Here is a 25,095-nt window from a genome sequence, read left to right on the forward strand (position 1 = left end):
TTATGATTAGCGTAGTTATTACCAGACATGATGATAGATACATCGGAGTAGCTTTAGACGGTCATGCAGGATATGCTGACGCAGGTCAGGATATTGTATGTGCTGCAGTATCAGTTTTGGTGATTAACACTTTTAATAGTATTGAACGCTTTACTGATGATGATTTTTCATGTGAAGCTGCTGAAAATGGAGGATATTTATCCATGACATTTTCGGAGAATATCTCAGATAAATCAAAGTTACTATTAGATTCTATGTTATTAGGTTTGGATGAAATTCAAAAACAATACGGCGATGAGTATTTATCATTGCTTTACAAGGAGGTGTAAGACATGTTACAGATGAACCTTCAGTTCTTCGCTCATAAAAAGGGTGTAGGCTCTACAAAGAACGGTAGAGATTCAGAGTCTAAGAGATTAGGCGCAAAGAGAGCAGACGGTCAGTTCGTAAAGGCTGGCAATATTCTTTACAGACAGCGTGGTACAAAGATTCTTCCAGGCAACAATGTAGGTCTCGGTGGAGACGATACACTTTTTGCTTTAGTTGATGGAGTACTTCGTTTCGAAAGAAAAGGTAGAGACAAGAAGCAGGCTTCTGTCTATCCAGTAGAACAGTAATTATTTGACCCGACTATGCGTATTCATTCGTATATCGGGTCAATTTCGTTTTAATTCGAAATGTTTATATATTAATTATTTCTAAAACTACCAAACTTAAATGAGCTGGTAGTCTACAAAGAATATATATCTTAAGCGCAACATTCCAAGTTGAGCGTAGATATATATTCTTTGTAGACGTAACCAGCGGACTAAATTATTAAATCAATTATAAGCTTTATTATAGTTAGTTAAATTAAAGGAGAAAACTATGTCATTTGCTGATAGAGCAAAGATTATCATAAAATCAGGCAAAGGTGGCGATGGCCACGTTAGCTTCAGACGTGAAAAGTACGTTCCAAATGGCGGCCCAAACGGTGGTGACGGCGGTAAAGGTGGAGATGTAATCTTCGAAGTGGATCCAGGTCTTAATACACTTGTAGATTACAGACACCGTAGAAAGTTTGCTGCAGAGTCTGGCCAGGAGGGTGGTAAAGATAATTGCCATGGTAAAAATGGCGAGGATCTTATCCTTAAGGTACCAGAGGGAACGGTTATAAAGGATGCTGAGAGCGGCAAGATTATTGCCGATATGTCAGGAGACAATAAGCGTCAAATCGTACTTCCTGGCGGTAAAGGCGGACTTGGTAATCAGCATTTTGCAACATCTACAATGCAGGCCCCTAAATACGCTAAGCCAGGTATAGATGCAATTGAGCTTGAAGTCGTGCTGGAGCTCAAGGTTATTGCAGACGTTGGTCTTGTTGGTTACCCTAACGTAGGCAAATCCACATTCCTTTCTAGAGTTACTAATGCTCAGCCCAAAATTGGAAATTACCATTTTACAACCCTTTCTCCAAACTTAGGTGTTGTAGATGTTGATGATATTAATGGATTTGTTATCGCAGATATTCCTGGTCTTATTGAAGGAGCTTCTGAAGGCATCGGTCTAGGACATGAATTTTTACGTCATATCGAGCGTACGAAAGTAATCATTCATATGGTTGATGGTGCATCTGTTGAGGGTCGTGATCCTGTTGAGGATATTAAGACCATTTCTGCAGAGCTTGAAGCTTATGATTCTAACCTTCTCAAGAAGCCTCAGGTAATTGCAGCCAACAAAATGGATGTAATTGGTGAAGAGTCAAATGATGTTATAGAAGCCCTTAAAGCTGAATTTGAGCCAAAAGGAATTAAGGTTTATCCTATTTCAGCTGTTTCAGGAAAGGGCCTTAAAGAGCTGTTATACGAGGTCGTAAGACTACTTGAGACCTGTGATGATGCTCCTATAGTATATGAACAGGAATTTGATCCTACTATCAGAGCATTTAGCGAAGAACCATATACAGTTGAAATAAATGACGAAGGTGATTTCGTTGTTGAAGGACCACGTATCGAAAAGATGCTTGGTTACACAAATCTCGAATCAGAAAAGGGATTTTTATTCTTCCAGAATTTCCTCAAAGAACAAGGAATTCTTAAAGAATTAGAGGAAAAAGGAATTAAAGAAGGCGATACTGTTAGAATGTATGGCCTGGTATTCGATTATTATAAATAGGAGACAAAAATGACAAACAAGCAAAGAGCGTATTTATCATCTTTAGCATCAGAAATGAGCCCAATCCTTCAGATTGGAAAAGCATCACTTACTCCAGAATACACAAATGCCGTAGACGAGGCACTTGAAGCTAGAGAGCTTATCAAAATCAATGTATTGAAGAACTGCTTTGATGATCCAAAGGAGATAGCACAGACACTTTCAGAGCGTACTCATTCTGAGGTTGTTAGAGTAATTGGTAGAAAGATTATTCTTTACAGAGCTGCTAAAAAGCCAAGCATTAAATTACCACAGTAAGTATATTTATATACAAAGGAGACATCATGAGAATTGGCATATATGGCGGTACATTTAATCCAATTCACAACACACATATAGAAATAGCCGAGGCTGCACAAACACAATTTAATCTTGATATAGTATATTTCTTGGTTGCAGGTGCACCTCCTCATAAGGATATAGCAGAAACCATTTCAGATATTAACCGACTTGAAATGGTTTCAATTGCTATAAAAGACTATCCTAATTTTAGAATTGATGATAGGGAACTTTATCGTTCTGGGAAAAGCTATTCATATATCACAATGACAGAACTAAAAGCAGAGCATCCAGATGATGAATTATTCTTTATTATGGGAAGCGATAGCCTTGTAACTTTCAAGCATTGGGTAAAGCCAGATGTGATTTCTAAATGTGCCTCCATTCTTGTTGCTCCAAGAATAGGAGATAAGCTAGAAGAAATTACTGTAACAATTGACCAATATAAATCCCTTTTTAATGGGGATTTTCTACTGATAGATTATGCGGCTAACGCTATCGCATCTTCAGTTATTAGGCAAGATCTTCGCTTATATGAGACAGTTAAAAAATCCATTCCAAAAAAGGTACTGGATTACATTGTAGAGCATAATCTTTATAGTCCTTATAGCTATACATACGATGACGTTTTAAAACTGTCTGATGAAATGAAAAAAGAGCTAAAGCCTGGCCGTTACATTCATACTTTAGGTGTAGCAAACACAGCCTATGCATTAGCTCTCAAATGGAATTATCCGGCTTTTACAGCCATGGTTGCAGGTATGCTTCATGACTGTGCCAAATGCATTTCAGATGAAAAACGCATAAGCATCTGCCAGGAAAATAATATATCAATTACTGATATTGAGTATAAATACCCACATCTTTTACATGGTAAAGTAGGCGCATATTATTGTAAAAGCAAATATGATGTTTTTGATGACCAGATAGCTCATGCCATTACCGTTCATACTACTGGATGTCCTGGCATGAATTTATTGGATAAAATTATTTTTGTGGCGGATTATATCGAACCCGGTAGAGATAAACAGCCTAGACTGGATATTTTACGTACTACAGCCTACAATGATTTAGATAAATGTGTTTACATGATTCTAGAAGATACTGTAGAATATTTAACCAGAAATCCTGACATGGTAGATCCAACTACCATCGATACTTATAATTATTATGTTTCTTATATGAAGGAAGAGAGGTAAAAATGGAAGCTAGAGAAATGGCAAAGCTTATTTGTAAAGCTCTTGATGATAAAAAGGCGATTGATGTAAAAGCAATAGATATTTCTGGAATCAGCATTATGGCAGATTATTTTATCGTTGCATCTGCATCAAATATTAATCAACTTAATGCTATGCAGGATGAAGTTGATAGAATCATGTATGAGCAGGGAATTCACGCAAAATCTATTGAAGGTAACCGTCAAAGTACATGGGTACTTATGGATTATGAAGATGTAATTGTACATCTGTTTGATGAAGAAGACAGATTATTTTATGATCTCGAAAGAATATGGAAAGATGGCATCTTGATTGATGCAGCTAATCTTTAAAACTAAGGACGACCTATTATCAGGTCGTCCTTTATAGGTTAAAAGAATCTAAACACGCCAAATACTTTACCTAAAATCAGACATTTATCAACTATGATTGGCTCCATAGTGTCATTTTCTGGCTGAAGACGAATGTGACCATCTTCTTTGTAGTAGGTCTTAACAGTGGCACTGTCATCTACAAGAGCTACAACCATATCACCGTTTTTAGCTGTTTGTTGCTGCTGAACGAGGATTGTATCACCATCTAGAATGCCTGCATTAATCATGGACTCACCCTGAACCTTAAGCATGAATGACTGCTGATTAGGCATGTGCTCTGCAGGAATAGGGAAGTATTCTGAAATGTTCTGAATAGCAAGTAAAGGCTGGCCTGCAGCTACCTTTCCAACAACAGGAACATTAACAACTTCGCGACGAACAATATTAAAGCTATCATCAACAATTTCAATTGCTCTAGGCTTTGATGGATCGCGTTTGATATATCCATTTTTCTCTAAGGTCTCAAGATGAGAGTGAATAGAAGATGTAGACTTAAGATTACAAGCATCACAAAGCTCTCTAACTGTAGGTGGATAGCCTCTATTTAGAATTTCAGCTTTAATAACCTCTAGTATTTCACGCTGCTTCGCGGATATTTTTCCATATGCCATAATGATGCTTCTCCTTTCAATTTTTCTATTTATACAATATCATAACGAACATATTTTTACAAACAAAATTTCGGAAAATTTGTTCGATAAAAGTATTGACAAACTATTGTTCGTGATTTATATTGATTTCAGAACAGATGTTTTCGAACATTCATTTTGGAGGTCACTATGAAAACAGTATCCAGAAACCAAATAATCATTAGAAATAGAAAGATTGCGGTATCTCTCATTGTATTAGCAGCTTTACTTTTGGCATTTATCTTTTTTAGCACCAGAGTTGCTGCAGAAAATAGTAGAGAGGCTCATACTTATTATACCAGCTATGAAATAGAGCCTGGCGATACTCTATGGACTATAGCAGATAAATATATGACCGTAGATTCAACTGATAAAGCAGCTTTTATAGCCAATATAAAAAGATTAAACCATATTTCATCTGACAATATTACAGCTGGTAGCTATCTAGTAATCCAGTATACCTCCTACGATGAGCTATAGATTGCAAATTTCAGCAGAATTTCGGTATTCGTACCTAGCATAATTGGGGGATAACAAAAATGAAGGCATTTTTCCTGTGTTAATACTTGAGGAAAAATCCACAATAACCCATACATTTTTTTAGTCATGTTTATCGCATATTTCTCCTAGATATGATAAAATAATATATAAATTGTGCGTAATACAATTTATCAATCTTTAGTATTCGCATTTATTACAGGAGATGATATGATTCGTTTTTTTATAGCCATTTTATTAAATCTTAGAAATGGACCGCCTTTTATTTCTATGATGCGTAAGATGACAAAACACTCAGAAAAATACACTGAGCGAGACAAATATACATACGCCTTAAAAATTGTTAGATGTTTAATGAAAAGTGCTCGTATTAAAACAGAAGTATATGGCACAGAGAACCTTCCTACAGAGGGTGGGTATGTAATGTATCCTAATCATCAGGGGAAATACGACGTACTTGGCATAATGTATGGTCACAGAAATCCTTGTACATTTGTTATGGATAAAGCTAAATCATATGGTTTTCTTATCAGAGAAATGGTTGATTTACTGGGTGCAAAGCGCCTTAAGCTAAATGATGTCCGTCAAAATATCATAATAATGGACAAAATAACAAAAGAAGTAAAAGAGGGCAAACGATATATTCTATTTTCTGAAGGCGGTTACGATAAAAATGGTAATGTCGTTCAGCGATTTAAGCCTGGCAGTTTTAAGTGTGCTATGAGAGCCAAGGCACCAATTATACCTGTTACTTTAATTGACTCATATATCGTGTTTAATAGCCTAAAGAGTGGTCCTGTTAATACTAAAGTTATATTTGGAAAGCCTTTATATTACGAGGATTATAAAGACTTAAAGACACCTGAAATAGCTGAAATTGTACGTAACACTATTATTTCTACAATGGAAGATTACGGAGTGTATGACAACCAAAATATAGCTATCCCTCAGACATCAATAGAATAATCTTTTTAAATCTTGGAGAATTGGTTCTTCAAGATTTTTTTATGAATATTTATCCCTCTTTTTACAAATTTTCTGTGAATTATAAATAACAATTTCCATTTTGCATTATAATATTTTACAAAAGTAGTGTATAAGCACCCAGATTATAGTTTTTGGAGGTTCTAAAATGAATAACAAGAACACAATTGCTCAGCAACTTAAACAGTTCACAGGTTTTACTACAAGGATGTTTGTAATTGTAACCGCAATTATAGTTGCATTTTTGACAGTTATTTTCATTAATATCTATAATCTATACAACGTACAATTTGTGACCCAAAACTATCAGATGGAAATTCGTAAAGATGTACAAACCATAAATAAACGCCTGCTATTTGCATTGGCTTCTAATGATGCAGATGTAACAACTGCCCAAGTAGAAGACCTAGAGGGCAGATTTCAAAAGATAGAAGGATATTTTTCTACAATTTCTGATAATCTTAATAATGAAGAATTAGGTTCTGCACTTGTTTCAAACTGGAAAGCATTTGAAGACGCTTCATTTGAAATGCTTGGGATGGTTCAAAATGGTGATGTAAATGGCGCCCTTGAATACTATAATTCAACTCTAAATGATGTTTCAGAAACATTAGCAGACTCCCTCGATGAAACTGGAGCACTTGCCGAAGCGGCAGCTGCAGGAAAATACCAGACTATACTAATTATAATTATTATAGCTGGCATAGTTCTTCTGATTGTATTATGCATCACTATATTGATGAGTAATAAGCAATCTAAAGCTGTAGTAAAAGATATAGAAGTAGATTTAGATGTATTAGCTAAAGCTTCAAGTGAAATCGCAAAAGGAAATGTCCACGTGGAAATAGATTATGATTCAGATAATGAAATCGGCAAAGTTGCTAACCAGCTAAAGAAGGCGGTTGCATCACTCCAGTCATATATCGATGAAATCGGAGATGTTATGTCTACAATGGCATCTGGCAATTTTAACATTTCATTTGCTAATGATTTTGACGGAGACTTTAAGCAAATTCAGACCGCAGTTGAAAGCTTTTCAAAACAAATTTCTGATTCAATGACAGAAATTATGGAAGTTTCCGAAATGGTATCAGACGGCGCAAATCAAATTGCAGGAGCAGGTCAAAATTTAGCAGATACTGTAACTTCTCAAGCAAATATAGTTAATGACTTGTCTGTTACTGTTCAAAATATTACTGATCAAATTTCAACCAATTCAACTGATGCAACAGGTATTTCAAAAGAAGTAGAAGTTGTTGCTGAAAATATTGTTGAAGGAAATAGAAGAATGCAGGATGTAGTAAATGCAATGGATGCCATTTCTTCATCTTCACAAGAAATTTCAAAGATTATTGATACCATTAATGCCATTGCAGATCAAACCAATTTACTTTCACTTAACGCTTCTATTGAGGCTGCAAGAGCCGGAGAAGCTGGTAAAGGATTTGCAGTTGTTGCTACTGAAGTACAACAGCTTGCAAGCCAGACAGTTGAAGCCGCACAAAACACTGCAGGACTTATTAATGCATCATTAAAGAGCGTTGAAGAGGGTATTAATATTGCAAATGATACTGCAACAAAACTTGATGAAATGGTAGGTCAGGTTCAAGGCATAGCTAAAAAGGTAAAGACTATTGCAGAAGCTTCTTCAGCCCAGGCTGATTCTGTAAAAGAAATGTCTTCCGATATTGGAGAAATTTCATCAGTAGGCCAGAATAACGCAGCAACATCAGAAGAATCACTGGCTTTAAGCTATGAAATGAATGATCACGCTAATTCACTGAAGGAATTAGTAGGAAAATTTGAATTAAAGAGATAGAAATATCATAATCAAATATTTATGGTAAAGGGTTACTGTATTATGATGCAGTGACCCTTATTTTATGTCATTTCAATAGTTGCATTTAATTTTAAATTTTAGTTTTGGGCTGTAAAAGATTAAAGCAAAAGCAGCGGGTGAGAGCAATATATATCTATCGGATAAATATCTGTTTTACCGATAGATATTGTGCAAAATACAGCAAAAGTGTATAATCTATATATAAACCATGTATCATTAGTTATTTAATATATATCATTTCGGAGGTTATATATATGGGTAAAGACTCTGCTTTCTATAAAGAAAAACAAAGAAATCAAAAACTTAAGCTTCGTGAGCTTATGTCTGAGCTTCCTGAGCCAGCTTTAAAATATATCAAATCAAAGGAACAAAATGCACAGCCAAGTACTCTTATTTCATATTGCTATGACTTATTGACCTTCTTTCGATTTTTAAAGTCATCTAACCCGGCCATTGCACATTTAGAGATTAAAAAATTTGATTATGAAACTTTGTCTAAAATCACTGCAGATGATATTGAAGAATACAAAAGCTATTTAGAGCTTAATACAGTTGGTGAACAACATGAAAATGACAAAAAAGCAATTGCACGTAAATTATCACCATTAAGAAGCATGTATAAATTTTTGCTTACACATGAGCTCATTTCAAAGGATCCAACACAGCTTGTGGACCTACCAAGGCTAAAAAAAGATAAAAATATCATACGAATGAACAATTACGAGGTTCAAGCCATATTACAGGCCATAGACGACGGAAACGCATTTACCTCAGAACGCCAGCGCAAATATAATCAAAAAACCAGAGGTCGCGATTTAGCTATTTTAACCTTAATGCTTAATACTGGAATTCGTGTTAGTGAATGCAATGGCCTTGATTTAAATGATGTTGATTTTAATGTTAATTCTTTAACAATCGTCAGAAAGGGTGGCGGACAGGATGTAATATACTTCAATGATGAAGTAGCTGATGTGTTAAAGGATTATATTAATGGAGAAAGGGAATATATTAACCCTATTGAAGGTCAAGAGGCTGCTCTCTTCTATTCCCTTCAGGGTCGAAGAATTAGTGTAGATGCCATTGAAAATCTTGTAAAAAAATACGCTAAAATGGTAATTCCAAACAAAAAAATCACTCCTCACAAGCTGAGAAGTACATACGGTACTGCCCTTTACCGTGAAACCGGTGATATCCGTCTTGTAGCTGACGTACTGGGCCATGAAAATATAAATACTACAATTGATTATTATGCTGCTATTGAAGATGAGCATAAGCGAATGGCCAGAAATGCTGTAGATTTTAGCAGAAAAGAATAAGCAATTACGCGCTTATTCTTTTCATGTCTACCCTTACTATAGATATAAAGACTATTATTTATTCATTTTTCTATATTTTTCAAGTAATTTTTCAAAATAAACTGGAAGCGGGGCATTTACTTCAACATATTCACCACTTGTTGGTTGGATAAAGCCTAAGGTCTGTGCATGAAGGGTTTGCCCCTCTAAGCCCTTTACTGGCTTACCATAGACATCGTCCCCAAGCAGTGGATGTCCGATAGATGCCATATGAACTCTAATTTGGTGGGTTCTACCTGTTTCTAATTTAAACTGAACATAGGAATACCCTTTAAATTGTTCTAAAACAGTAAAATGAGTAACGGCTTCTCTTCCACCAGATACAACAGCCATCTTCTTTCTATCCTTTGGATTTCGGCCAATAGGAGCGTCTACAGTGCCTGTCTCATCTTTGAAATTGCCTATAACAATTCCCTTATAAATTCGATTTACAGAATGAACCTTAATTTGAGCCGCAATATCATTATGTGCCTTGTCATTTTTGCAAACAAGCAACGAACCTGTGGTATTCATATCTATTCGATGAACGATACCAGGGCGAATTTCACCATTAATTCCTGATAATGATTCCTTACAATGGTACATAAGTGCATTTACAAGAGTACCACTATAATGTCCTGGAGCAGGATGAACCACCATACCTTTTGGCTTGTTTACCACAATAACATCATCATCTTCATATAGTATTTCAATAGGTATATCCTCAGGGATTATATCTATTTCCTTCACAGGTTCAAAACTAACAATAATTTCATCTCCGAGCTTTGTCTGATACTTGGATTTAACCTGTTTTCCATTCACTAAAACAAAGCCATTATCAATTGATTTTTGATAATAGCTTCTTGATTTTTCCGGTATATTAGCAGCCAGAAATTTATCAATACGAATCCCTTCATCTGCCGGTTCTTCAATTATAATAGTAAACTCATCCATTATTTTAACAATAAACTCTTTTTTATTTCTTCTAAATCCTCATCCTTGTAAAATACTAAAATTAAAAGGAAAAGAACTATAACTGCTACAGTAACATAAATATCCGCCACATTAAATACAGGAAAATTAATTAAGGAAAAATATATAAAATCAACAACATAATTATTGGTGATTCGATCTATATAGTTTCCGATGGCACCAGCTATAAGAAAAACGATAACATAATCTAATGGGATATATTTCTTATGCTTTGGCATACGTAGTAATAAATAAATCAATGCTACAAGCAAAATTGGAGTCATAATAGCAAACAATACCTGCTTTCCTTCAAGCATTGAAAATGCAGCTCCTGTATTCTCCAAATAATGTAACTGCAATACATTTGGAATCAAAATAATATCATCTTTTTTCATTAAATGATTTATTGCCAAATTTTTAGTGAATTGATCCAGTCCTATTAAAACACTAGCTAATACAATAACATAAATCATTGTAATAGCTTTATTAAAACGATAAAACATTAATCTAACACCACATCTATAGCTTCAAGCAAATCTTCATCTGTAAAATCAAGATATGAATCTGCTTCACCTATAGCCTTTAAAACTGTAAATTTAATCTTTTTGCCGGTCATTTTTTTATCTGATTTAGAAGCCTCTAGAACGCTTTCGGCATTAAGATCAGAAACCTTTGTTGGTAAATTGTAAAGCTTTAAGCATTCAATCACCTTATCATGCTCTTCTTGTGTAATATTATCAAGCTTTACAGACAAATAACCTGCACAAACCATTCCAAGCGCCACACACTGTCCGTGACCTAATTTAAACTCACATAGCTTTTCAATAGCATGACCTAAGGTATGGCCATAATTTAAATAGGCTCTTATGCCCTTTTCTTTAGGATCAACCTCTACAACATGCCCCTTTATCTTGCAGCATTCATAAACAGCATGCTCTAAAGCAGAAAAATCTTTAGAGAGTAATTTATCTGAGCTCGTCATCAACCAATCAAAAAATTCCTTATTTGCTATTAATGCACTTTTGATAACTTCACCCATACCACAAGCAAAATTGTCATCATCCAGAGTCATGAGGGTGCCTAGATTCATGTATACAAGACGAGGCATATAAAATGCACCAACCATATTCTTGTAGCTGTTAAAATCTACGCCTGTTTTACCACCGACAGAGCTATCCACTTGAGATAATAAGGTGGTAGGAATCTGGATAAAATCAATTCCACGTAAAAAGGTAGCTGCAGTAAAGCCTGTTAAATCTCCAACCACACCTCCACCAAGTGCCACAAGCAAACTGTTTCTAGTAAACTTTTTATGAATAAGAAGCTCATAAAGCAAACTGACGGTATCAAGATTTTTTGACGCCTCTCCTGCATCAAAACTAAATGAGCATACATTATTACATACACTTTTAAATATAGACACGACCTCGGATAAATAAAGGCTAGCCACATTAGAATCGGTAACTATACAAATACTGTCATAGTCCTTATTTAGGTCGGCTTTAAAAACCTGTGCAAGATCTGAAAAATCAGGTCTGAAATGAATATTGTAGCATGGACTACCTTCATAGTTAATGGTTATATGTTTCATTGTATGTCTCCTCTTGCTAGAAAAAAAGCACCAGATATTATCTGGTGCATAAACTCTTAAAATCCTGTTTGAATTCCTGTGAAGTCAAACGCATCTACGATTCCTGCTAAATCACCAGAAAGCTCAACTCCGGCAGGTGTAATGATGAAAATGTAATCCTCGATACGCTGTAAATTACCATCTATTGCATAGCAAGTACCACATGTAAAATCGATAATTCTCTGTGCTACCCCTAAATCTAATCCTTTCATGTTAAGGAGAACTGTACGATCTGCTAAAAGTGTCTCTGAAATCTCACGAGCATCCTCAAACGAAGATGGCTTAATAACACAAACCTCCATAACAGCTCCTTTCCCTTTATTTCTCATTGGTGTAACCTTTGGCGCTGGTTTAGATACTCTAGTCTCCCTTTCAGAAGGCTTGTTTAAAACTGGACGCTTTTCCTCCTCATCTTTTTTAAACTTATGAAAGAAACCTTTTTCTTCTTCTTCATCGTATACGTCATCATCTTCATAATCATCGTAGTCATCACTTAGGCGCATAGCATCAAGCATTTTTTCAAACATAATCTTCTCCTCTTATATGCTATAATTTCTCTCTCCGAAGATTGCAGTGCCCACGCGAACGTGAGTAGCACCTTCCTCTATGGCTATTTCGAAATCATTAGTCATACCCATAGATATAATTCTCATATCTACATTATCGATGTTTTCGTTTGCTATGTCAACCGATAACTCCTTTATTTTGTGAAAAATAGGTCTATTTTCTTCTGGAACCACAACATTTGGTGCTATAGTCATAAGTCCCATTACGTGAACTGCATCAAGATGTGAGATTTCATGACAAAGCTGTTTTGCCTCTTCGAGCTTAACACCAAATTTGGTAGCTTCATTTGCTGCATTAACTTCAATAAGAATATTTGCAACTACACCTTTCTTTTTAGCTTGGATATTAATCTCTTCTGCAAGTCTATAGCTATCCACAGAATGTATTAATTTAACTTTATCGATGATATATTTAACCTTATTTCTTTGAAGGTGACCAATCAAATGCCAATCAATATCATCTGGCATCTCAGGTATTTTCCCTGTAAGTTCTTGAACCTTATTTTCACCGAATTGACGAATACCAGCATCGTATATAACTTTTAAATCCTCGATAGGTTTTGTTTTGCTAACTGCGATAAGAGTGACTTCACTTCTGTCTCTCTTTGCCCTGTCACATGCTGCTGAAACTCTCGTTTCTACATTTGCCAGGTTTTCTTTTAATTCATCTAATCTCATTTCAAATTCTCCTCTATACTAATTAATTATTGTATTTTCTTCTACTTCATCTCCTTGAAGTACAATATGATCATACATTGAAATTCCGTATTTGGTACCAGTTTTGATTATAGAATACTCTTCACCTTTGTGATTATATTCTATTTGTTTGAATACAGCATATCCCTTATTTACGTTATATACACCGTCTAATTCTTCAATATCTGATCCTACCACATATTTTTCATCTGAATTTGGTTTTAATAATATATCACCCTTAGATACTTTTTCGTTGTCTATATAATAATAATCATCTTTTTCAAAATAAATAGTGGGAGTAATATATTCATCTCCTTCAGAAGATTGTAGCATAAAGCCAACTTCATCACCATTATTACCTTGAAAAACACAACTTTTAGGAATGGTGAAAAATTTCTTTTTTACAATAGATGAATTTGGAATTTTTAGTCCAGAAACATTATTGTTAAGTATCTTAATATGAACATAGCGACTGTCTGCATATCTGTCCATAGAATCATCAAGAGTTAAAATAAAATAATATTTGCCATCCTTCTCTGCATAATCCAGATTTGTCCAAGTTTCGTTTTCATCTTCAAGAAATCTAATATTAAGGTAGGTTTCCTTTTTCTCATACTTCAAATCTTTATAAAGTGCTTTATCTACTTCAACTATTAAATTCCAATGATCAGATGTTATGACTTTATATACAGGTTCGCCTGCATTTACTGATCCTTGAGACTTTAGATTAACTGAAGAATATTGAGACATATCAAATGTATCCGCAAGAAAAGAATCTACAGAAAGATTCTCTAAACCATCAATAGAATATACTACAAGCCCAGGAACTGGACTATTATATATGCTAAATGTTCCTGATGACATCGCAGCCTGAAGAGAATCCCCCATAGCTTCCATTGCAGAAACTGTATATAATTGTTGAACCTGAGATTCAAGTTCTGTTTTAAAGCTATAAACTTTATTGTATTCTACAGTATCAAAATCATAAGTATAGTTAGAAATTAATGTTTGGATTTTTGCTAAATCATCATTGTTTAATTTAACTTCAGAATTTTGTGATGTACTTTTAACACTATCCAAAACCGAACCAGAAGTATCTAAAGCATAAACATTAGATTTTGCTCCAACTTTACTGAAATTTTCAGCTATATATAAAATATCGCCTGTAGAGTCAGCATTTACAATCTGTTCTTGACGTATAGCCAATGCGTTATATTCTAGATTTGATGAAATAGACCCCTGAGAAACTTCATAGACAGTAATATTCTTGTCGGTAACATATGTAAATAAATGAAAAATCATATAAATAAACATGACACCAACAACAATAAAACCTATAGAAAAGTTATATTGTTTAGGATATTTAATTATTTTATTTTCCTTTTTTGAATTACTATTTTTGTTTCTATTTCTACTCATGTATCGAAATAACCAGCTCCTAAAACAATTAAAAGGGCACGAAACCGTGCCCATAATTTTTATTATAATGAGATAATGATTTTACCCTTCGTTTCTTCTGGTAAATCTTTCTCGTTTTTACTAACTGATAATACAAATTTTACGTCGAACATATCACAAACTTTGTCTAATTTATCTACTGCGTTTGAAAATCCTTCTGTAGTGTCGATTTTTGAAACTGTAAGGAAACTATCTAAGAATACTTCCTGAATATCAGAATTCTGTGAAAGAACTCCACTCAGGAAACCTAAGAACTCATCTGTAGAATCAATAGGATAATCCCCCATATTGATTAAGCGAATTTTAGAATCAAGCTCATACATGTGTTTTGTGTTCTTGTCAATGTAAACAACAGAACCATCAACTTTCTTGATATCATTATTAACTTTCTCTAACAGATACTTTGTTTTACCTTTGCCTTTCTCGCCTGATATTATCTCCACCATGTCAAAATACCTCCCTTTTGTATTTTTCTGTCACTTTTACGTCCCCCAACAGTGACCTTGTTATTTTTATTAAGTTTATTTTAACATAACGAGATAAAAACCTAAATATAAAAAACGACATTTATTAAATAATTATTGCTTATTAAGTGTAATTGAATGAAAAATGGGCGCATTATCAATTGTTTTCTGTAATCAAATACAATAATTATTTAAAATTTCATTCATGAGGAGATACAAATTTGATCGACAATCTGCGTTAAATACTATTGATATGATTTTCTCCTGTCTTTCATTTTCTGATAAAAGAACAAGACAATAGCCTGCTGCTCCAGTAGTACCGGTCTTTCCTCCTAGAATATTGAAACCATTTGGTTTTGTAACTTTACCAGTGAGATACTGATTTGTGGTCGACCAATCAACAGTCTTTGTAGCACCTCCACTTGTGTAATTAGCGGTATAGGTATTGGTTGTGAAAATATTGTAAAAATCCTCATTTTGTATAGCTGCATTTAGAATTAAATACATATCATATACTGTAGTATAGTGATTTTCATCATGAAGACCATTTGGTGTTATAAAATTTGAGTTGGTAGCACCAATGTTCTTTGCAGTTTCATTCATCAATGCTGCAAAGCTTTCAACATCACCACTAATCCCCTCTGCGATTGCCACTGCAGCATCATTACCAGAGCGAAGCATAAGGCCATATAAAAGGTCTCTTAAAGTAATCACATCTCCTTCTCTTAAATGAATAACAGAAGAATCGCTAGCCTGGTCAACTGCATTAGCGCTGACAGTATAATATTCATCTAAATTACCATACAAACAAGCTATATAGCAGGTTAGAATTTTAGTGGTAGACGCAGGATAAAGCTTTTCGTGAACTGATTGGGCATATAAAGTAGTCTGTGTATTTGTATTAAAAGCACCAGCCCCCGATGCAACCTGCGAATGAACATTTGAAGTGCCCAAATCATCAGCGCCAGTGACACATAATTCTTTTGCCAAAAGTTCTACATTTGAAGAAGCCCCATTTTGTGTTAGCCCGTATTCAAATGATGAGTCATACACGTCATAACTAGTAACATTTGCCTCTGGTTTATTACCACAAGAAACCAGCGAAAGACATAAAACACCTGCTATCACCAGTGATATAAATTTATTTGTACATTTCACGCCACTCAAGATCTCCTCTATCTAACGATTTAATGAGTAGTTCAGCTGTAGCTAAATTGGTAGCCAATGGAATGTTATGAGCATCGCATAGTCTAACAATGTTATTTACATCTGGTTCGTGAGACTTAACTGTAAGTGGATCACGAAGAAAAATAACTAAATCAATTTCGTTCTGCTCTATCTGAGCTCCAAGCTGCTGTGTTCCACCTAGGTGTCCAGCAAGATACTTATGTACAGATAAGTTTGTTACTTCCTCTACTAATCTGCCAGTAGTTCCTGTGGCAAAAATGTCATTTTTGCTAAGTATTCCTCGATAAGCAATACAGAAATTCTGCATTAACTTCTTCTTAGAATCATGAGCTACTAATCCAATATTCATTTAAAAAAGCCTCCCGTTTTTATTATTTGATTGAAGACCAACGTTCAATACAATTCCAATTCCGAAATAAATGGTTACCAAAGACGTAAGTCCATAGCTTACAAATGGAAGTGGTAAGCCTGTATTTGGCATTAATCCTGTTACTACACATATGTTGACAAAGCTTTGAAAACCTACAAGAGTAGCCATGCCAACACATATTAACTTACCAGCTGTATCCTTTGCATTTTTTGCAATTAAAAGAATTTCTATCGTGATAAAGAAAATTAGAATAATTACAAGGACTGAGCCTATAAAACCAAGTTCCTCACCCGCAACTGCAAAAATAAAGTCAGTATGTGGCTCAGAAATGTAATTACCATTTTTAACTGAGTCAAAAGCATCATTACCTAAGCCTTTTCCAAGTAACTGTCCTGAACCAATAGCCATAATAGAATTTTGCTGTTGGTATGAATTCTGAGGATATTTTTCAGGCTTTAACCATGCCATTATTCGAATACCCTGGTATTCCTTTAATATAGTCTGTCCTTCTCTGGTAATGAGAATAAGCAAAATAACTATAGATGGAATTGTAATGCCAAGCACTATTGAAACAATTTTATAACTTAGTCCCACTACAAACATCATAACACAAATTATCATCATTGTGACTATAGTAGTAGATAAATCTGGTTCTTTTTCTATTAAAAATAACGGAAAAGCAGATAAAACAAGAGTTAAAATTAGCACTTTTGGCTGATTTATATCTTCTTCATGTATCATTAAAAACCATGAGAAAAATAATATAAGTAATATTTTACCTAACTCCGAAGGTTGAAAACGAACACCTAGTTCAATCCATCTAGTAGCACCACCAGATTCTGATCCAAACAACAAAACAGATATTAGCAATGCAATAACAAGCGCATAGAATATCCAATGAAAATGTAAAATAAAGTCATAATCAATGAACGTCATCACGCCCATTACAATAATCCCAAGAATCATTCCTATAATCTGTTTTTGTTGATTTGACTCATTGGCACTACCAATTACAAAAATGCCCACAATTGTCAGCGCTATAACTGCAAATATTAATTTAATATCAAGATTTTTAAACTTGTAATTATGAAACATTAATTTCTTATCCTTTTTAATAATCCGCTGCTAATCGGCTCTTCTAAAAGTTCATGATTCCATACAGATACAGCTACCGGTTCAGAATTTGAGCGTTTTGCTCTTAATGACCATTTCTTTTGAAGTATAATCTCTCCTGATACAGTTCCAATCTGTATATGCTTTGGATCCAACTGACCAGCAACAATATAGCAGCCGGTATTATCAGGATAACCTGCATAACAGCTTCCTTCTATTGTTCCAAGAACAATTATGTTACCTTTTGCCTGAACACTTGCTTTTGATTTTACATCTCCAAGAATAATTAAACTTGAGTCTGAAGTTATTGAATCTTCTTTATAAACAGAGCCTCTTATGATTTTTGCATTTTCATATATATCGTCTGCATAGAAACGATCTATCTCTCCAAGCATTCTAGCGTCTTTGTATTCATTATTTTCATTTAAAAGTATGACTTTTATCTTGGAATTTAGCTCTATAGCCTGAATGATAACAAGACCTTCCTCAGTAGTTAACTCTCGACCGAAAGTCTCCAAAATCATGGATGCCTCGCCAAAAAACTCTGCAGATTTAGCAAATTTCTCGCAAATAGCTCTGACTAAATCCTCAAATGGAACTGTTGCATCAAGTTGCAAGGATAAACCATATTTATTGCTTTTTAAAACAACTGGATCTTTACTCACATCCATTCCTCCATATCAATATATATTAATCGGTAAATTCATCAACTGAATCACTTACAGTACTTGCCTCACCATTAAGGATTTCCTCTGTAGAAGATACCCCAAAATAGTAAGATAAAATGTCTTTTGACACTGCAGCTGCATTATGTGATGTATAACCATACGCAATACGCGTAGCAATAGCTACTTCTGGATTGTCATAAGGAGCAAATCCGATAAATAACGCGTGGTTAGGACGGCTTCTAACTTGCTGAGCTGTACCTGTCTTACCTGCGACAGGCACTGAGAAATTATTATAGCTGGATAAGGATTCAACTACCATTCTCATACCATGATGAATAGCATCCCATTGATAATCCTGTAGAACATCCATCTGGTTTCTTACACTCGGACCATAGCTTTTTAAAACCTTTCCATCGGAATCTCTAACACTGTCGAGCAGAGTAAGATTATAAACGGTTCCTTTGCTTGCAATAGCAGTAGCATAACGAGCAAGCCCCACGGTAGTAAAGTTATTATCCGACTGTCCGATGGCAGCCATAACAGGATATTCTGTAGCAATATGAGGCGAATTCTCTTCTACTTCTACACCTGTAGTTTCATCAAGTCCATATAAAGAAGCATATTTTTGAATTTTTTCAATACCCTTGATGTCATCATAAGCACCATCTCCTCCGGCTAGTCTCCAACCAACCTCGTAAAAGAAATAGTTACATGAATCTCTAATAGCTTCAGAAACATTGATACTTCCGTGGTTGCTAGGATATATCCAACATTTTGGATGGTTAGAAACCTTAAAATACTGGCCTAAGTCGGTAATCTGGGTTTCTGTTGTAATAACATTTTCAGCCAATCCGGCAGTAGAACTTACAATCTTAAAGGTAGAACCTGGCGCAGTTCGCTGCTGAGTAGCATAATTATACAAAGGATTAGCAGCACTGTTTGTAAGATATGCATAATAATCTGCATCAACTGAGTTCGCCAATCTATTGTTGTCATATCCAGGATAAGTAACCATCGCTAAAACTTCACCTGTATTCGTGTCGAGAATTACAGATGAGCCTGAACAAGGATCTAAGGCTAACTGCCCTGGAGTAATTTCAAGATTCTTTATCTTTGAGAGCATAAATTCATATGAAGACAATCTGCCAGAAGCCAGCATCTGATATGTCTCCTCATCTTCTTTTAAAACACCCTGATCATATAAAATCATGCAAAGTTGTGTACCTGTGATACCATCATCTAAAAGAAGATATTTGTAAATGAGATTTTTAAATGCTTTATCATTTGATAAATAATCCAATATATAGTCAATCAAATCATTATAAAGTTCTTCGGTATCTGCGTACTTTGCTTCTATTTCATATTTTGTAATATCAATCCAGTTTTGCTCAATAGCATAGATAAGATATTTATTTACTGCCATCTGCTCTGAAGTCCATGTAGTCTGTACTTCAGATGATGTATCAATAGCTGAGGAATCGAAAATACCAAGACTCTTTAATTTTGTAACAATATATGTAGAATACGCCTGATATTCTTTAGGTAAATCGCTATATATAACCTCATTATCTGAAGTAAGTTGAGATTTTAAGGTGGCTAAAACCTGTTTTTGGCGCTTTTCATAAGCAGCTAAAACAGCTTTTTCTGTAGATGTAGCATTGGAATTCGAAAAAGCATTAATATCAATAATTCCATTACCAATTAAAGAATAATATACATCATAAATGGGAACAACTACATCTGATGCAGAACCATTCTCTGATGAATTAAACTGCTTTATATTAGCTATTTTGGAATATAAAATACCGGCAATCTCTTGCTCTAGCAAGATGTAAGTAGCCTTTTGTAATTCCATGTCTATAGAAAGATATACATCATTTCCGGATGTGGCTACCTTCGAATCACCCTTGGCAATAGTATTTCCTACACTATCTACATAAAGTGTCTCATACCCTTTAGTGCCGGAAAGATAATCATTCATATACTGTTCGATGCCAGACTTACCAACAACATCTGTTGTCTCAACAGTATCATCTTTTTTTGACAATTCTTTATACTCGGATGTAGATATTTGTCCTGTATATCCAATTATATGAGCAAAATATTCACTATCAGTATATCTTCTAAGTGATTTCTGTTCTATTGCCACACCTGTAAGCTCATTTACATTTTCCTCAACGTAAGCAACAGATTTCTCCGAAATATCTGATGCTATTACTGTGGAAATATATTTTTGATATGAATTTTGCCCCATACTATACCTAACAACAAGAATCTTGTATTTCAGTTCTTTATCATATTCATCAGATATATTATAAACTTTAGGACCTTCAAGATAATTGACTATTTGTTCGGCTGTAGCCGTAGCCTCATCCAAACCAAGTTTTTCATTATAGTCCAAATCATCTATACTATTTCGACCAAAAACATCGGCTCTAAATCGTTGCAATGAATTTCCAGAATATAGAAATTGATATGCGCCTGCTGAATCAATAGTAATAGGGAAATTATTGTCAATACTATCTCCATTGCTTTCTAGTTTTGTAATAATCTGAGCTATTTCAGAATTCAGCGACTGACTTCTTTCTCTTGAGCTAGAATACGTTCCTGTATCTTGAATGGTGACAGCATAAACAAGCTCGTTATATGCCAGCAAATTACCATTTCTATCATATATATTTCCGCGGGTAGCAGGTATTGTTTCAGTCTTTTCAAGTTTGAGATTATAATGGTCCTGATATTCACTACCATTGATAATCTGTAGATAAAAGAGTCGCATAATAAGTACCATGGCAAAGAAAACCATGGTAACTATAACTACTCTAATTCGTGAACTAAATGCATTTTTTAAAAAGTCCTTAATAATTTCCAATCCTATCAGAACCTTTCTTTTCTAAATTTTCAAGCCAGTTATTCAAGAACAAAATTGCATAATATACAAATATAGATACTAGTAAGGTATAAACCACCTCAGGCAATATTAAATTCATAAAATAAAAGGAAAAATTGTATTTTGCTCTAATCGCAATAAAAACAAAATATGAGCATATGCCGTAGAGCAAATCACTCATACCTATAAGAAACATAGGGAGTCTTAAGTCATCTCCAAAGAATTGTTTTCTAAACAAACCGTTTAAGAAGCCAATATACATATATATCATGGCATATAGACCAAATATACCTCCGGAAAAAATGTCTAAAAGTAAACCTGTAAAAAATCCAACCAGAATCCCATTTTTTCTACCACTCATAAATCCATATGTAGATACTACACATATAAGAACATTGGGACTTACTCCGGCTAAAGTATATTTTGATAAAATGCTTGTTTGGAGCAGAAAACTTACATAGATAACCAGAGCTATAATCAATATTTTCTTGAAATATTGTTTAAACTCACTCACTTGTGTATGACTCCTTTAACTGTTTAATAATAAGAACATCCGATAAATGCTTAAAATCTACAACCGGTGTAATAGTACCAGATTTAGATAAATCATTTTCATCCAAATTAACAGATGAAACATAACCAATTAATAAACCTGGGAGATATTTGTCGGAAATGTTTGAAGTAACCACAATGTCTCCAATGGCCACCTTATCATCGCTGTCAGCAAGATTTGAATATCTGATAAGATTGCTGGCTGTCATATCCTCAAGACTTCCAGAAACTATACAATTATCTTGCGTAGATGATATTGTGGCACTTACATTGGATGTATCATCAATAATTGAACGAACTACTGAATAAGAATCGCCAACCGAAGATACTATTCCTACAAGACCACCATCAGCTATGACATTCATATTAACCTTTATGCCATCTTTTGAGCCTTTGTTAATTGTAAAAGTATTAAACCAATTAGATGTAGATTTTCCAATTATTCTGGCACCAGTAGTTTCATAATCAAGATATGACTGATCGAGCTCATATAAAGACTGAAGTTCATCTAATTCTTTTAATTTGAGTTCCATGTTACTTATCTTATCATTAAGTTCATCGACCTGAGCCAATAACTGTTCATTTTCTGATACTAACTCTTTGCGGGATTTTGTATCAGCTGATGATATAGAAATTGAACTTCCAATAAAATCTATACCTTTTTGCATAGGTATAAAGATATGATTGGCGATTGTCTTAAGAGGGCCACCTGAAAAACCTGTGGAATAACTGAAAAATAAAAGCATTATACAGACTATGGATAAAATCGAAAGTAGATATTTACTTGGGATTCCACTTGATCTTCTCTGTCTCATATTACCTCTTTGCTATAAATTATAAAAATTTTCTGGTCTTCATGCTGTAACCGTACTGTTTAAATTTGGTATCAGAAAGTACCTGTCCAAGACCACGGACACATGATTCCTGAGGATCATCATAGCAGTTAACCTTGATATTTGTTACATCAGCAAATAAATCTGTTAACCTGTTAAGCTGTGAAGTACCACCTGTAAGATAAATACCAGAATGAACGATATCCTTAGCAAGTTCTGGTGGAACTTTCTCAAGAATAAGCTTTACATTGGTGCAAAGGCTTTCCAAATCAGCCTTTATAGCATTGTAAATAGTGTCGCTTTCGATTTCCATTTCGATAGGAAGACCACTTACAACATCACGTCCAACAACTGTAAGCTTCTCTCCTCTTCCTTCGATTGCAGAACCGATTTCCTCTTTAAGCTGCTTTGCAGTTTTTTGGCCTATTACAAGATTGAAGTTGCGCTTGATATAGGTAACAATGGATTCATCGATTTGATTACCACCAAATGGAAGTAACTCTGATAAAACAAGACCACCTAATGAAATAACAGAAATTTCTGTGGTGTCAGCACCTAAATCTACAACCATAACACCAGTAGGCTCAGAGACATCTAATCCCATACCTATAGCGCTGGCGATTGGTTTTTCGCAAACCTTGATTGAGTGAGGTTTATTTTTTGTTTTAGTAAATAAGTCAGAGAAAGCTTTTTTCTCAACTTCTGTAACGTCTGTAGGAACTGCAACAACAATATCAGCCCCCTTAATCTTTCCCTTTAAATCCTTTTCAAGAACCTCAAAAAGCATTGTCTGCATATTGTCGAAATCCGCAATAACACCTGATACAATAGGAAAAGAAACGGCTATAGTATCTGGAGCTTTTTCGAACATAGAATAAGCTGCATCACCATAAGAATACATTTGATTCTTATTTACAATAGCAATTGTATTTTTAATATTAGTAATTTGACTGTTAGAACCACTGAAAATCTTGAGATTTTGAGTTCCTATATCAATTCCAAAAGAAACTGGCATAACTATCCTCCAAATATATTTAAAATCACATAATTAACTAGAATTTTAGCACAGTTGTGATGGGTTCACAAGGCAAGCATCCACAAGTTTTTGAAGAGCTTTAAGTATGCCAAGCTTTGCATGATTCCATGTAAGACCACCTTGGAAAAATGCTGTATAAGGCTCTCTAAGTGGGCCGTCAGCAGAAAGTTCAATAGATGACCCCTGTACAAATGCTCCCGCTGCCATAATAACCTGAGAATCATATCCTGGCATATCCCAAGGCTCCGGAGCAACATAAGAATCTACAGGTGCAGCAGCCTGAATACCTTCACAGAATGCAATCAAACCTTCCGGCTTAAGGAAGGAAACGGCCTGAATAATATCATATCTAGGCTCAGTAGAATTTGGAACACATAGAAATCCAAGCTTCTCATAAACATTTGCTGCAAAAATAGCACCTTTAAGAGCTCCGGCTACAACTGTAGGAGCAAGGAAAAATCCCTGGTAAAAGGATTGCATAATTCCAAGAGATGCACCAACCTCTTTACCAAGGCCAGGTGATGTAAGTCTATGGGCAGCATTTTCGATGCAGGACTTTTTACCAACAATATATCCACCTATTGGAGCAAGTCCGCCGCCTGGATTTTTAATGAGCGAACCTACGCACATATCTGCCCCCACTTCAGTTGGCTCTATGCGTTCTACAAATTCACCATAGCAATTATCTACCATACAAATAATGTCTGGTTTAATTCCCTTGATAAATGAAATAAGCTCACCTATAGCTTCTACAGAAAGAGTTGGTCTGTTGGCATAGCCCTTTGAACGCTGTATAGTGACAAGTTTTGTTTTTTCATTAATGGCTGCCTTAATTCCATCAAAGTCAAAGCCACCATCCTCAAGCAAATCAACCTGAGCATATGTAATTCCATATTCAGCCAATGAACCATTTGAAGGACGAATACCAATAACTTCCTCCAAGGTATCATAAGGCTTTCCTACAGGTGATAATAATTCGTCTCCAGGACGTAAATTACTCATAAGTGCAAGGGCAAGGGCATGTGTACCACAGGTAATCTGGGGACGTACAAGTGCATCCTCTGCTTTAAATACGCTGGCGTAAACCTTTTCTAAAAGATCACGCCCCTTATCGTCATAGCCGTAGCCTGATGAACCGTTGAAGCAGTCAGCAGCAACCTTGTGCTCCTGCATGGATCTAAGCACCTTAAGCTGATTATACTCAGCAATTTCATCAATTTCTTTGAAACGGTCTTCAAGCTTTTCGATAATTGAAGAACCATAATTGTATACCTGTTCTGAAATTCCAAATTCTTTATAAATACCTAACAA

The 25,095-nt window shown here is 34.9% G+C and carries 27 protein-coding genes; 10 read left to right on the forward strand and 17 right to left on the reverse strand.

Features of this window, described 5'->3' with window-relative positions; genetic code table 11:
- The first annotated feature begins 2 nt into the window (after positions 1–2).
- From BLV53_RS01000 to rsfS, 6 genes are all read left to right on the forward strand, one after another.
- On the forward strand, positions 3–329 hold the full coding sequence (locus BLV53_RS01000) for a ribosomal-processing cysteine protease Prp (RefSeq protein ID WP_090295860.1): 327 nt from the start codon (positions 3–5) through the stop codon (positions 327–329).
- 3 nt (positions 330–332) lie between these two features.
- Positions 333–617: a 50S ribosomal protein L27 gene (gene rpmA, locus BLV53_RS01005; protein WP_015549701.1), complete on the forward strand. Its 285-nt coding sequence runs from the start codon at positions 333–335 to the stop codon at positions 615–617.
- A 250-nt stretch (positions 618–867) separates the two neighbouring features.
- Positions 868–2,154 (forward strand): GTPase ObgE, encoded by a 1,287-nt coding sequence (gene obgE, locus BLV53_RS01010; protein WP_090295863.1) that lies wholly within the window; start codon positions 868–870, stop codon positions 2,152–2,154.
- Between the two features lie 9 nt (positions 2,155–2,163).
- Positions 2,164–2,451: a YhbY family RNA-binding protein gene (locus BLV53_RS01015; protein ID WP_090295865.1), complete on the forward strand. Its 288-nt coding sequence runs from the start codon at positions 2,164–2,166 to the stop codon at positions 2,449–2,451.
- A gap of 26 nt (positions 2,452–2,477) precedes the next feature.
- On the forward strand, positions 2,478–3,671 hold the full coding sequence (nadD, locus tag BLV53_RS01020) for a nicotinate-nucleotide adenylyltransferase (RefSeq protein WP_090295869.1): 1,194 nt from the start codon (positions 2,478–2,480) through the stop codon (positions 3,669–3,671).
- 2 nt (positions 3,672–3,673) lie between these two features.
- Positions 3,674–4,021 carry a ribosome silencing factor gene (gene rsfS, locus BLV53_RS01025; RefSeq protein WP_090295872.1) on the forward strand — a complete coding sequence of 116 codons (348 nt, stop codon included), beginning with the start codon at positions 3,674–3,676 and terminating at the stop codon, positions 4,019–4,021.
- 38 nt (positions 4,022–4,059) lie between these two features.
- Here the strand turns inward: rsfS and lexA are convergent, their stop codons facing one another.
- Complete coding sequence (gene lexA, locus BLV53_RS01030; RefSeq protein ID WP_090295875.1) at positions 4,060–4,674, reverse strand: transcriptional repressor LexA; 615 nt, start codon at positions 4,672–4,674, stop codon at positions 4,060–4,062.
- A gap of 168 nt (positions 4,675–4,842) precedes the next feature.
- Between lexA and yneA the strand changes: the two genes are divergently transcribed.
- The 4 genes from yneA (at position 4,843) to BLV53_RS01050 (ending at position 9,330) form a co-directional block, all read left to right on the forward strand.
- Entirely contained in the window at positions 4,843–5,172 is a 330-nt protein-coding gene (gene yneA, locus BLV53_RS01035) for a cell division suppressor protein YneA (protein WP_090295878.1), read from the forward strand.
- Positions 5,173–5,400: 228 nt separating this feature from the next.
- Positions 5,401–6,156, forward strand: a complete 756-nt coding sequence (locus tag BLV53_RS01040) for a lysophospholipid acyltransferase family protein (RefSeq protein WP_090295881.1) — start codon at positions 5,401–5,403, stop codon at positions 6,154–6,156.
- Between the two features lie 166 nt (positions 6,157–6,322).
- Positions 6,323–7,993, forward strand: coding sequence for a methyl-accepting chemotaxis protein (locus BLV53_RS01045; RefSeq protein WP_090295884.1), 1,671 nt, complete (start codon positions 6,323–6,325; stop codon positions 7,991–7,993).
- Positions 7,994–8,268: 275 nt separating this feature from the next.
- Complete coding sequence (locus tag BLV53_RS01050) at positions 8,269–9,330, forward strand: tyrosine-type recombinase/integrase (RefSeq protein WP_090295887.1); 1,062 nt, start codon at positions 8,269–8,271, stop codon at positions 9,328–9,330.
- Positions 9,331–9,384: 54 nt separating this feature from the next.
- On the opposite strand, the gene BLV53_RS01055 is transcribed toward BLV53_RS01050, so the two are convergent.
- The 16 genes from BLV53_RS01055 to BLV53_RS01130 form a co-directional block, all read right to left on the reverse strand.
- Positions 9,385–10,302: an RluA family pseudouridine synthase gene (locus BLV53_RS01055; RefSeq protein ID WP_090295890.1), complete on the reverse strand. Its 918-nt coding sequence runs from the start codon at positions 10,300–10,302 to the stop codon at positions 9,385–9,387.
- Entirely contained in the window at positions 10,302–10,823 is a 522-nt protein-coding gene (gene lspA / locus BLV53_RS01060; protein WP_090295892.1) for a signal peptidase II, read from the reverse strand. The genes BLV53_RS01055 and lspA overlap by 1 nt, the downstream gene beginning before the upstream one ends.
- Entirely contained in the window at positions 10,823–11,911 is a 1,089-nt protein-coding gene (gene aroB / locus BLV53_RS01065; protein WP_090295894.1) for a 3-dehydroquinate synthase, read from the reverse strand. The genes lspA and aroB overlap by 1 nt, the downstream gene beginning before the upstream one ends.
- Positions 11,912–11,967: 56 nt before the next feature.
- On the reverse strand, positions 11,968–12,477 hold the full coding sequence (locus tag BLV53_RS01070) for a cell division protein SepF (RefSeq protein WP_090295896.1): 510 nt from the start codon (positions 12,475–12,477) through the stop codon (positions 11,968–11,970).
- A gap of 12 nt (positions 12,478–12,489) precedes the next feature.
- A complete protein-coding gene (locus BLV53_RS01075; protein ID WP_090295899.1) occupies positions 12,490–13,194 on the reverse strand; it encodes a YggS family pyridoxal phosphate-dependent enzyme in 705 nt (234 codons plus the stop codon).
- A gap of 18 nt (positions 13,195–13,212) precedes the next feature.
- Positions 13,213–14,631, reverse strand: coding sequence for a biotin/lipoyl attachment domain-containing protein (locus tag BLV53_RS01080; RefSeq protein WP_090295902.1), 1,419 nt, complete (start codon positions 14,629–14,631; stop codon positions 13,213–13,215).
- Between the two features lie 62 nt (positions 14,632–14,693).
- Entirely contained in the window at positions 14,694–15,116 is a 423-nt protein-coding gene (locus tag BLV53_RS01085) for a twitching motility protein PilT (RefSeq protein WP_090295905.1), read from the reverse strand.
- A gap of 192 nt (positions 15,117–15,308) precedes the next feature.
- A complete protein-coding gene (locus BLV53_RS01090; RefSeq protein WP_090295908.1) occupies positions 15,309–16,292 on the reverse strand; it encodes a D-alanyl-D-alanine carboxypeptidase family protein in 984 nt (327 codons plus the stop codon).
- The gene (locus BLV53_RS01095; protein WP_090295910.1) at positions 16,276–16,671 is read right to left on the reverse strand and encodes a methylglyoxal synthase; all 396 of its coding nucleotides are present in this window, start codon (positions 16,669–16,671) and stop codon (positions 16,276–16,278) included. The genes BLV53_RS01090 and BLV53_RS01095 overlap by 17 nt, the downstream gene beginning before the upstream one ends.
- Complete coding sequence (locus tag BLV53_RS01100; protein WP_090295912.1) at positions 16,672–17,787, reverse strand: FtsW/RodA/SpoVE family cell cycle protein; 1,116 nt, start codon at positions 17,785–17,787, stop codon at positions 16,672–16,674.
- Positions 17,787–18,470, reverse strand: coding sequence for a septum site-determining protein MinC (locus BLV53_RS01105; protein ID WP_170830721.1), 684 nt, complete (start codon positions 18,468–18,470; stop codon positions 17,787–17,789). The genes BLV53_RS01100 and BLV53_RS01105 overlap by 1 nt, the downstream gene beginning before the upstream one ends.
- Before the next feature lie 25 nt (positions 18,471–18,495).
- Positions 18,496–21,345: a penicillin-binding transpeptidase domain-containing protein gene (locus BLV53_RS01110; RefSeq protein ID WP_242879013.1), complete on the reverse strand. Its 2,850-nt coding sequence runs from the start codon at positions 21,343–21,345 to the stop codon at positions 18,496–18,498.
- A complete protein-coding gene (mreD, locus tag BLV53_RS01115) occupies positions 21,332–21,877 on the reverse strand; it encodes a rod shape-determining protein MreD (protein ID WP_090295917.1) in 546 nt (181 codons plus the stop codon). Before mreD ends, BLV53_RS01110 begins: the two co-directional genes overlap by 14 nt.
- A complete protein-coding gene (gene mreC / locus BLV53_RS01120) occupies positions 21,870–22,730 on the reverse strand; it encodes a rod shape-determining protein MreC (RefSeq protein ID WP_242879014.1) in 861 nt (286 codons plus the stop codon). Before mreC ends, mreD begins: the two co-directional genes overlap by 8 nt.
- Positions 22,731–22,749: 19 nt before the next feature.
- Positions 22,750–23,763, reverse strand: coding sequence for a rod shape-determining protein (mreB, locus tag BLV53_RS01125; protein ID WP_090295920.1), 1,014 nt, complete (start codon positions 23,761–23,763; stop codon positions 22,750–22,752).
- Positions 23,764–23,808: 45 nt separating this feature from the next.
- A complete protein-coding gene (locus BLV53_RS01130; RefSeq protein WP_090295923.1) occupies positions 23,809–25,095 on the reverse strand; it encodes a methionine gamma-lyase family protein in 1,287 nt (428 codons plus the stop codon).

The sequence above is a fragment of the Pseudobutyrivibrio sp. ACV-2 genome (assembly GCF_900107545.1).
In the GTDB taxonomy this organism is placed as follows: domain Bacteria; phylum Bacillota; class Clostridia; order Lachnospirales; family Lachnospiraceae; genus Pseudobutyrivibrio.